Raw genomic sequence first — 9,481 nt, forward strand, 5'->3', positions numbered from 1 at the left:
CATACTTTCAGACGGCCTGTTCAAACGGCGGATGATTAATACTGATATGCCGCCAGTTTGCGTTTGATTTCAGGCAGGGCGGCGCGTGCGGCTTGTTCGCCCAATTGGATGGCGCGTTGTTTTTGGTCGAAACCGCCAATCGAGCCCAGCTCCAAAACCTGCGGTTTGATGACCACATTGGCTTGGCCCAATTCTTGGTGTAAGGCGGTTTGGCTCATCACGTTGAAGGTTTGGTCAAGATAGGAGAACATACCTTGGCTGACATTTTTGGCCGGACGGGCGGAAATATCGACGGCAATGATGAAGTTTGCCCCCAGTTTTTTCGCCGCGCTGACTGGTACGGGCTGCGACAGGCCGCCGTCCACATATTTGCGACTGCCGATAACGACAGGTTGGAACACGTTCGGAATCGAAGCAGAAGCGCGGACGGCCTGTCCGGCATTGCCTACGTTGAATACCACCGGTTTGCCGCTTTCAAAATCGGTCGCAACGGCGGCAAATTTGATGGGGAACTGCTGCATCGGGCGGTTGCCGACTTTGCGGTTGATGTAGTTTTGCAGTTTTTCGCCTTTGATGAAGCCGCTGGTGGACAAGGTCAAATCCACCAAATCGGTTTTACCCAAAATTTCCGCTTCCAATTCGAGGCGGTCGGGCGACATTCCCGAAGCGTACATACTGCCGACAATCGAGCCGGCAGATGTACCAGTAACGATTTTGACCGGAATATTGTTTTCTTTCAAAACCTTAATAATCCCGATATGGGCAAAGCCTTTGGACGCGCCGCCGCCCAAAGCCAGCGCAACCGTGGCTTTCGGTTTGGGTGCAGTATGCGAAACCGTATTTTGACCCTGCGTAGAAGGTTTGGATTGCGGCGCGTTGCCGCTCGGACAGGCAGCCAATACCAAGACGGACGAAGCGGCTAAAAACGTTTTGAATGTGGAAAAAAGTTTATTCATGTTCAGACAGCCTTTAATATGTCGAAGGGGTTATTTTACTCTGAAATTAAGTCGAAAGGCCGTCTGAAATCAAGTTTCAGACGGCCTTTTAAATCCAGCTCAAGCCAATTCGAGCTGTTTTTCCAAACTCTCGACCAGTTGGTCGTCCAAATTCAAAGCTTGGGACAAACGGCTCAGGAACACAATTTCCTTGCGCGACAAGTCCGCGCAGACCAATCGGGCCGCCAGATAAGTTTCGGCTGCCAAAGCCTCGTCATTGCCGACCGAAGCGGCAATTTGCTCGATGGAGGCCGGTTGCGCATATTCCGCCTGCAACCATGCCGCCGTTTCCGCATCGCTGCCGCTTTCACGCTCAATGGCCGCGCGTTCCGCATCGTCAATCAGGCCGTCTGAAGCCGCCGCCGCAATCATCGTTTGCAAAATCACACGGCTGTGGTTTTCACCAATCAGGCCGGCAGGTTGGAACGCACTTTGCGGCAATTCGTCCTGCTGGCGGTTTTGTTTCCAGTTTTGATAGCCTTTATAAGCCAGAAAACCCAAAGCGGCAACCGAGCCGGCCTTGACCAGCTTCTTTGCGTTTTTCTTTTTCAACAGCATCGATGCCAAAGCACCCGTCAGCGCGCCACCGCCGAAAGAATTGAGCGGGCTGTCCGCCACCGCTTTGCCGCCTTTTTGAGCCGCACCCAAAACCTGATTGAGCAACTGACTGAAATCCATAAAAAAATCTCCTGAAAACCAATACATTGCAAATATAGAGTAGAAACACCCAAAAACCAAGCCAAAGAAAGTTAAAAGGTGCAAACAAGTTTTCAGACGGCCATAGCCGACTTTCGGTACAATCACACCATTCCAAACAATAAACTCCATCATGACCGATACCGCCCAAATTATTACCAGCTATGGCCGCCGCTATATTGTCCGCACCCCCGACGGCCAAACATATAACGCCACCACCCGCAAAAAACGCGTCGATTTCGCCTGTGGCGACCAAGTCCGCATCAGCCCCATCAACGGCGAACAAGTCGTGATTGAAGACTACCTCCCGCGCGAAAGCCTGCTCTACCGCCAAGACGCATGGAAAACCAAACTGATTGCCGCCAACGTTACCCAACTGCTCATCGTAACCGCCGCCAGCCCCTCACCCAGCGAAGCCCTGTTACAACGCGCCCTCCTCGCAGCCGAAGCGGCCGGCATTAACGCCGTCATCGTCCTCAATAAAGCCGACCTCCCCAAAACCGCCCAATGGCGCGAGAAACTCAAATTCTACGAAACCCTCGGCTACCCCGTGGTCGAAACCAACGCATTGGAAAACGCCGACATCCTGCGTCCCATTTTAGAAGGGCAAACCAACATCCTGCTCGGACAAAGCGGCATGGGCAAGTCCACCCTGACCAACTCCCTACTCGGCAACCAAGCCGCCCGAACCGGCGACATTTCCACCGCGCTCGATTCCGGCAAACACACCACCACCCACGCCCAACTGTACGATTTAGACGCAGAAACCCGACTCATCGATTCCCCCGGCCTGCAAGAATTCGGCCTGCACCATCTCCAAGCTGCCGATTTATTACAATACTTCCCCGACCTGCGCCACCTTATCGGCCAGTGCCGTTTCCACAACTGCACCCACCGCGCTGAACCCGGCTGCGCCGTCAAAGCCGCTGCCGAATCAGGCGAAGCCAAACCCGAGCGCATCGAATTTCTGCAACGCGTTACCGACGAATTATTGAGATAAAGATTGAACGGAAACTAAGCGTTTGGATAAATAAAAAGGCCGTCTGAAACTTTCAGACGGCCTTTTTTTAAAGAATAACCAAATTTACCTTTCAACCGGCATTGCTGCCTTAGCGGGAAAGAGAAGGTGCTTTTCGTGGCGGATTGATCATGAGAAGAACGGCTTCTTCAATTTGTTTGTCCCCCCGATCATGGAGTTCTACCGGAAACTTCAGACGCAACACTGTAATAATAGCGCCAACCGATAAGCCTGCATCATTAAGCAACTCAATTTCTTTAAGTACCGGAGCGGAAAGGTTTAACATGGTTTCTCCTTATGGTTTGGCTAAGGCTTAGCCCACTTTATCCCCGGGTTGCGCGCCTGCGTCAACGTCGAGGAGCTTCAGTTTGCCCTCTGCCGTGGCGGCTGAAAGGATCATGCCTTCGGATACGCCGAATTTTGCCATTTTGCGCGGGGCGAAGTTGGCGACGGCGATGACCATGCGGCCGTTCAATTCGGCGGGGTTGGGATAAGATGCGGCGATGCCGGAGAAGATGATGCGTTTTTCAAAACCGAAATCGAGGTCGAATTTTAGGAGTTTGGTGCTGCCTTCAACGGCTTCGCAGTTCAATACTTTGGCGACGCGCATGTCGATTTTCATAAAGTCGTCAAAGCTCGCTTGTTCGGCGACTTTTTCGTATTTGCTTTCTTCGGCGGCAGGCGCGGCTGCGGAGGCGATGCTTTGTTTGTTGGCTTCGATTAAATCGTCCACTTGTTTTTGCTCCACTCGTTGCATTAAATGTTCGTATTTGTTGATGGCGTGTTCGCCCAAGGTTTCGCGTGTATTTGCCCAAGTGATGGCTTCTAAATTCAGGAATTTGGCGGCATTTTCGGCCACTTTCGGCAATACGGGGGCGAGGTAGGCGGTCAACATGGTAAAGGCGTTGATGAGCTCGCTGCATACTTCGTGCAGGCGTTCCTCTTGGCCTTCTTGTTTCGCCAGTTCCCACGGTTTGTTGGCATCAACGTATTCGTTGACAATGTCTGCCAAGGCCATGATGTCGCGCAGGGCTTTGGCGTATTCGCGGCTTTCGTAGCATTCGGCAATGGCTTCGCTTTGCGCAGTCAGTTTTGCCAGCAATTCGCTGTCGGCAACATCTTTCAGACGGCCTTCAAAGCGTTTGGCGATGAAACCTGATGCGCGGGCGGCGATGTTGACGTATTTGCCGACGAGGTCGCTGTTGACGCGGCTGATGAAGTCTTGCAGGTTCAAATCGATGTCTTCGATTTTGCTGTTGAGTTTGGCGGCGATGTAGTAGCGCATCCACTCGGGGTTCAGGCCTTGTTCCAGATAGGATTTGGCGGTGATGAAGGTGCCGCGCGATTTGGACATTTTTTGTCCGTCGACGGTCAAAAAGCCGTGTGCGTACACGCCGGTCGGGGCGCGGTGGCCGGAGAAATGCAGCATGGCGGGCCAGAACAGGGCGTGGAAATAGAGGATGTCTTTGCCGATGAAGTGGTACATCTCGGTTTGGCTGTCGGCTTTGAAGTATTCGTCGAAATCGACGCCGATGCGGTCGCACAGGTTTTTAAACGAGGCCATGTAGCCGACGGGCGCATCCAGCCAAACGTAGAAATATTTGCCCGGCGCGTCGGGGATTTCGAAACCGAAATACGGCGCGTCGCGGGAGATGTCCCAGTCGGACAGCGTGGTTTCTTCGCCTTCGCCCAGCCATTCTTTCATTTTGTTGAGGGCTTCGGGTTGCAGATGGGGCTTGCCGTCGTGCGGATTGTTGCCGGAAGTCCATGCTTTGAGGAAGTCGGCGCATTCGCCCAGTTTGAAGAAGAAGTGTTCGGATTCGCGCAATTCGGGTTTTGCACCAGAAACGGCGGAATACGGGTTAATCAGTTCGGTCGGGGAATAGGTCGTGCCGCAGACTTCGCAGTTGTCGCCGTATTGGTCTTGGGCGTGGCATTTCGGGCATTCGCCTTTGACAAAGCGGTCGGGCAGGAACATTTGTTTTTCGGGGTCGAAAAGCTGCTCGATGACGCGGCTCTCAATCTTGCCGTTGGCTTTCAGCGCGCGGTAAATGTCTTGGGAAAACTGTTTGTTTTCAGGGGAATGGGTGCTGTAATAATTGTCGTAGCCGATGTTGAAGCCGGTAAAGTCGGCGAGGTGCTCTTCGCGCACTTTGGCGATCATATCTTCAGGCGCAATGCCTTGTTTTTGCGCGGCAAGCATCACGGGCGTGCCGTGGGTGTCGTCGGCGCAGCAGTAGTAGCATTCGTGGCCGCGCAGTTTTTGGAAACGTACCCAAACGTCGGTTTGGATGTGTTCGACCATGTGGCCGAGGTGGATGCTGCCGTTGGCATACGGCAGCGCGGAAGTGACAAGGATTTTGCGTGTCATGGTTTGTGCTTTTAAAAACAATGGATAAAGATGTCGGGAATTATACCGCAAAACAATACGCAAAGGCCGTCTGAAACCCGATTGCCGGTGTTTCAGACGGCCTTTTATTTATCGGCTGCGTATGGGATCAACCGTGTACGCGTTCGATTTTTGCGCCTACGCCGCCAAGTTTTTTCTCGATGTATTCATAGCCGCGGTCGAGGTGGTAGATGCGTTCGACGATGGTTTCGCCTTCTGCGACCAAGCCTGCCATGACGAGGCTGGCAGAGGCGCGCAGGTCGGTTGCCATCACGACGGCGCCGGAGAGTTTTTCTACTCCTTTGATGTAGGCGGTGTTGCCTTCGGTGGTGATGTCTGCGCCCATGCGGTTGAGTTCAGGAACGTGCATGAAGCGGTTTTCAAAAATGGTTTCCACCACGCGGCTGCTGCCTTCGGCAATGGCGTTCATGGCCATAAACTGCGCCTGCATGTCGGTTGGGAAGCCTGGGTGGACGACGGTACGGATGTCCACGGCTTTGGGGCGTTGTTGCATGTCGATGGAAATCCAGTTGTCGCCTGCTTCGATGATGGCGCCGGCTTCTGTCAGTTTGTTTAACACAACTTCCATGGTTTTCGGTGCGGCATTGCGCAGGACAACTTTGCCGCCGGTCATGGCGACGGCGCAGAGGAAGGTACCGGCTTCGATACGGTCGGGAACGACGCTGTGTTCGCAGCCGTGCAGCTCTTTTACGCCTTCGATGGTCATGGTTGCTGTACCGATACCGCTGATTTTCGCGCCCATTTTAACGAGGCATTCGGCCAAATCGACGACTTCGGGCTCGATGGCGCAGTTTTCGAGGATGGTGGTGCCTTCTGCGAGCGTGGCCGCCATCAGCAGGTTTTCAGTACCGCCTACGGTTACGACATCCATGGTGACGCGCGTGCCTTTCAGACGGCCTTTGGCTTTGACGTAACCGTGTTCGATGGTGATTTCCGCACCCATGGTTTCGAGGCCTTTGAGGTGCTGGTCAACGGGGCGCGAACCGATGGCGCAGCCGCCGGGCAGGCTGACTTGGGCTTCGCCGAAACGCGCCAGCGTCGGGCCGAGCACGAGGATGGATGCGCGCATGGTTTTTACCAGCTCGTAAGGTGCGCAGGTGTTGTTGACGGTGCCGCCGTTGATTTCAAATTCGGAGATGTTGTCGGTCAAAACGCGTGCGCCCATGCCTTGCAGCAGTTTTTGGGTAGTTTTGACGTCGGCGAGCATGGGTACGTTTTTCAAGCGTAAAGTGCCGGAAGTCAGCAGACCGGCACACATCAGCGGCAGGGCGGCGTTTTTCGCGCCGGATACGATGATTTCGCCGTTGAGGGGGCCGTTGGCAGAGATTTTGAGTTTGTCCACAGGATGTCTTTCGTTATTTGTCTGCACGGCTTATGCCGCACAAATGAAATGAGATGGATAATAAACCATCAATTATAAGGGATTATGCCCTTGCTGTTAGATTTGGCAGTATTAAATTTTCACAAGGTTTGTTTAAGTTGCGAAAGGATAAGATTTCAGGCCGTCTGAATGGTTCAGACGGCCTGTTTGCCAAGGCTTATTTTTTAGCTTTGAAGCCTAAGAGGTGTTGCGTGGTGGCCAGCCATGCGCCGAATACGCCCAGCGCGATGACGAAGCCGAATACCAGCGACACTTCGCTAAATGTGAAGAAACGCCAGCCGATGTTCAGACCGTAGGGTTTGAAAATCGCGTCCACCAGCGGCCGTACTTCGGCCAGCAGCCAAGCCGACAAGCCCAGGCTGACGGCGGCGGAGAAAATACTCTGCCACATTGCCTGATAAAGGAAAGGGCGGCGGATGAAGGAAGCGGGCGCACCCAACAGCTTGGTGATCTCCAACTCTTCCTTGCGGCTGAGGATTTGCAGGCGGATTGTGTTGTGTGCCACCAAGACAAAGGCCATGCCCAAAGTCAGCGAGAGGAACCATAAAATCTTGCGGATAAATTCGTTGATACGATAAAGGGTTTGTACCCATTCGGTATCCATGGTTGCCGATTCGACACGCGGCAGTTTGGTAATGTCTTTATAGATGGCCTGCATCTGATCCGGAGAAGTGGCAGGGTCGGGCGTAACGATAAAGACGTCGGGCAACGGGTTGCCATCGAGCATGGAAACGAGGTTTTGGTCGAGATTGGTTTGCAATTCTTCCAAACCTTCCTGCTTGCTGATAAAGCGGACTTTATCGATACGGCTGTCGCGTTGGAGCAGATTTTTCACCGTATCGGCATCAGAACTTGCCGCATCGGTGTCCATATAAACCGTAATCTGCGGCGACTCGTTGAGTTTGCCCAACACGCTTTGTCCGCTTTGGATGCCCAAATACATGAACAGCGGCAAGGTCATGGCAACGGCAAGCATGAGCAGGGTCAGCAGTGTGCCGATGGGTTGGCGCAGAAGCTCTTTGAGCGCGGCGCGCGCCGATTCGACGTGTAACGAGATGTAGTGAATCATGCTCATGCGAGGCGTCCTTTCTGCAGGCGCAAGACGCGGTGGCCGTAATCCGCCATCAGCGTTTCATCGTGCGCCGCAACAATCACGGTCGTGCCTGCTTCATGGAAGGTTTTGAACAATTCCATAATATCCAGCGCATAGGCGCGGTCGAGGCTGGCGGACGGCTCGTCGGCAATCAGCAGGCTGGGTTGGTGAACCACTGCACGCGCGATGCACAAACGTTGTTGTTCGCCGCCGGACAAAGTGATGGGCATATCGTTTTCGCGGCCTTTCAAGCCGACTTTCTCAATCGCAATACGCGCGCGCTCTTCAGCTTTGCGCGGCTGATAGCCACTAATCCGCAAAGGCAGGATAACGTTTTGCAAGACATTGCGGTCGTAGAGGATTTTGTGGTCTTGGAAGACAATGCCGATATGTTGGCGCATAAAGCCGATCTGATTGTCGCTCAAGGTGCCGAGGTCTTGATTGTTAAACCAAACCTTGCCTTTGGTGGGCTTGGTAATGCCTGAAATCAGCTTCAAAATGGTGGATTTGCCCGAACCCGAATGGCCGGCGATAAAAATCATCTCACCTTTGTTAATCTGGAAACTGACATTTTTCAGGGCTTCGAAACCGCCGGGATAGGTTTTGGAAACTTGTTCGAAACGGATCATGGGTTTTCCTGAAAATAGGGATTCAGACGGCCGGCGTCATCGATAGGGCAACATGCCGTCTGAAAAAATGGGGTTATTCACAGATTATAAATATTTCGGCTGCTTTTTGATAGTGAAACCCCGGTTCTGCCTGTGGATACACTGCCGGTTTGCAACACAAAGTAATATGGTTTGAAAAAAGGCCGTCTGAACGATTGGGTTTCAGACGGCCTCAGTATCAGCGTAGGTTAAGCACCCTATCCGCTGTTTTATTTACATTTGGTTTTGGCCAAATTCACGGCGGCGGTCAGGCTTTTTTCGTTGACTTCGCCGGTGATGGTTTGTTTGTAGCCGCATTTCGGCGCTTCGACGACTGTGAAGGGCAATACGCCGACATTGTTGCCGTGGGCTTTCATGAAGTTGCGGCTGTTGGCGCCGGTGTAACGCCAAATCGGGTAGCTGACCGGCGTTTGTTTCAGGAACTTGCCGATGTTGTCGGTCGTATCCAGCGCGATGCCGACCATATCGACGCTGCCTTTTTTCTGCGCTTTGTACCATGCCGACATGGCGGGCATTTCTTTACGGCAGGGGCCGCACCAGGTTGCCCAAAGGTTAACCACGCGCACGGGGGCTTTGAGTGACTCCAGGCTTTGCGGTTTGTTGTCCTGCCAACCTGCTGTTTCGTCGGCGGCAAAGGCCGGCGCAGCGGTAAAAACGGCAGCGGACAAGAGAAGGGCGGTTAAGGCTTTCATGGTTGTATCCTTGAGGTTGCCAATCGAAATAGTGTTTATTGTAAAACGGTTTGGTGGGTATGCCTACCGATTCATATCAAGATATCAGGTAAAAAGTTTGAGTAAAAATCAGTTGCAGACGATAATAACTGCCATCATTGAATGATTTTGCAATAATACGGAGACTTTCATGCCGTCTGAATTCACACTTTATCACAACCCGCGTTGCAGCAAATCGCGTGCTGCGCTGGCTTTGCTCGAAGAAAAAGGCGTTGCCGCCGACGTAGTCAAATATCTGGATACCGCGCCCGATTTGGCGACTTTGCAGGATATGTTTGCCAAACTCGGCATCGAATCGGTGCGCGGCATGATGCGCACGAAAGACGATTTGTACAAAGAATTGGGTTTGGACAATCCCGATTTGGACAATGCCGCCCTGCTTCAGGCAATCGCCGAACACCCTGCCCTGCTTGAGCGTCCCGTTTTGGTAACGCCTACGCGCGCAGCCATCGGCCGTCCGTTGGAAAACATTGCCGCCCTACTCGGCTG

At 53.1% G+C, this 9,481-nt stretch carries 10 protein-coding genes; 2 read left to right on the forward strand and 8 right to left on the reverse strand.

The window, feature by feature from the left end; genetic code table 11:
- Window positions 1-35: 35 nt before the first annotated feature.
- Window positions 36-956 carry a patatin-like phospholipase family protein gene (locus tag ACTHS3_RS05500; protein WP_070624876.1) on the reverse strand — a complete coding sequence of 307 codons (921 nt, stop codon included), beginning with the start codon at window positions 954-956 and terminating at the stop codon, window positions 36-38.
- A 99-nt stretch (window positions 957-1,055) separates the two neighbouring features.
- A complete protein-coding gene (locus ACTHS3_RS05505; protein WP_036492402.1) occupies window positions 1,056-1,673 on the reverse strand; it encodes a tellurite resistance TerB family protein in 618 nt (205 codons plus the stop codon).
- 151 nt (window positions 1,674-1,824) lie between these two features.
- Here ACTHS3_RS05505 and rsgA point away from each other — a divergent pair, with 151 nt between their 5' ends.
- Window positions 1,825-2,691, forward strand: coding sequence for a ribosome small subunit-dependent GTPase A (gene rsgA / locus ACTHS3_RS05510; protein WP_070624878.1), 867 nt, complete (start codon window positions 1,825-1,827; stop codon window positions 2,689-2,691).
- Window positions 2,692-2,800: 109 nt separating this feature from the next.
- Here rsgA and ACTHS3_RS05515 read toward each other — a convergent pair whose 3' ends face one another.
- The 6 genes from ACTHS3_RS05515 to ACTHS3_RS05540 all read right to left on the reverse strand — a co-directional run bounded on the left by ACTHS3_RS05515 (window position 2,801) and on the right by ACTHS3_RS05540 (window position 8,953).
- A complete protein-coding gene (locus tag ACTHS3_RS05515) occupies window positions 2,801-2,995 on the reverse strand; it encodes a virulence regulator (RefSeq protein ID WP_070460991.1) in 195 nt (64 codons plus the stop codon).
- A gap of 27 nt (window positions 2,996-3,022) precedes the next feature.
- The gene (metG, locus tag ACTHS3_RS05520; RefSeq protein WP_070460993.1) at window positions 3,023-5,080 is read right to left on the reverse strand and encodes a methionine--tRNA ligase; all 2,058 of its coding nucleotides are present in this window, start codon (window positions 5,078-5,080) and stop codon (window positions 3,023-3,025) included.
- Between the two features lie 127 nt (window positions 5,081-5,207).
- On the reverse strand, window positions 5,208-6,461 hold the full coding sequence (gene murA, locus ACTHS3_RS05525) for a UDP-N-acetylglucosamine 1-carboxyvinyltransferase (protein ID WP_049335701.1): 1,254 nt from the start codon (window positions 6,459-6,461) through the stop codon (window positions 5,208-5,210).
- A 196-nt stretch (window positions 6,462-6,657) separates the two neighbouring features.
- Window positions 6,658-7,575, reverse strand: a complete 918-nt coding sequence (ftsX, locus tag ACTHS3_RS05530; RefSeq protein ID WP_003747810.1) for a permease-like cell division protein FtsX — start codon at window positions 7,573-7,575, stop codon at window positions 6,658-6,660.
- Window positions 7,572-8,222, reverse strand: coding sequence for a cell division ATP-binding protein FtsE (ftsE, locus tag ACTHS3_RS05535; RefSeq protein WP_003681151.1), 651 nt, complete (start codon window positions 8,220-8,222; stop codon window positions 7,572-7,574). Before ftsE ends, ftsX begins: the two co-directional genes overlap by 4 nt.
- A gap of 248 nt (window positions 8,223-8,470) precedes the next feature.
- A complete protein-coding gene (locus tag ACTHS3_RS05540; protein WP_003747814.1) occupies window positions 8,471-8,953 on the reverse strand; it encodes a TlpA disulfide reductase family protein in 483 nt (160 codons plus the stop codon).
- A 169-nt stretch (window positions 8,954-9,122) separates the two neighbouring features.
- Between ACTHS3_RS05540 and arsC the strand changes: the two genes are divergently transcribed.
- On the forward strand, window positions 9,123-9,481 hold a 359-nt coding region (arsC, locus tag ACTHS3_RS05545; protein ID WP_004519164.1), incomplete at its 3' end, for an arsenate reductase (glutaredoxin).

This window comes from Neisseria sp. P0009.S007 (assembly GCF_051962515.1).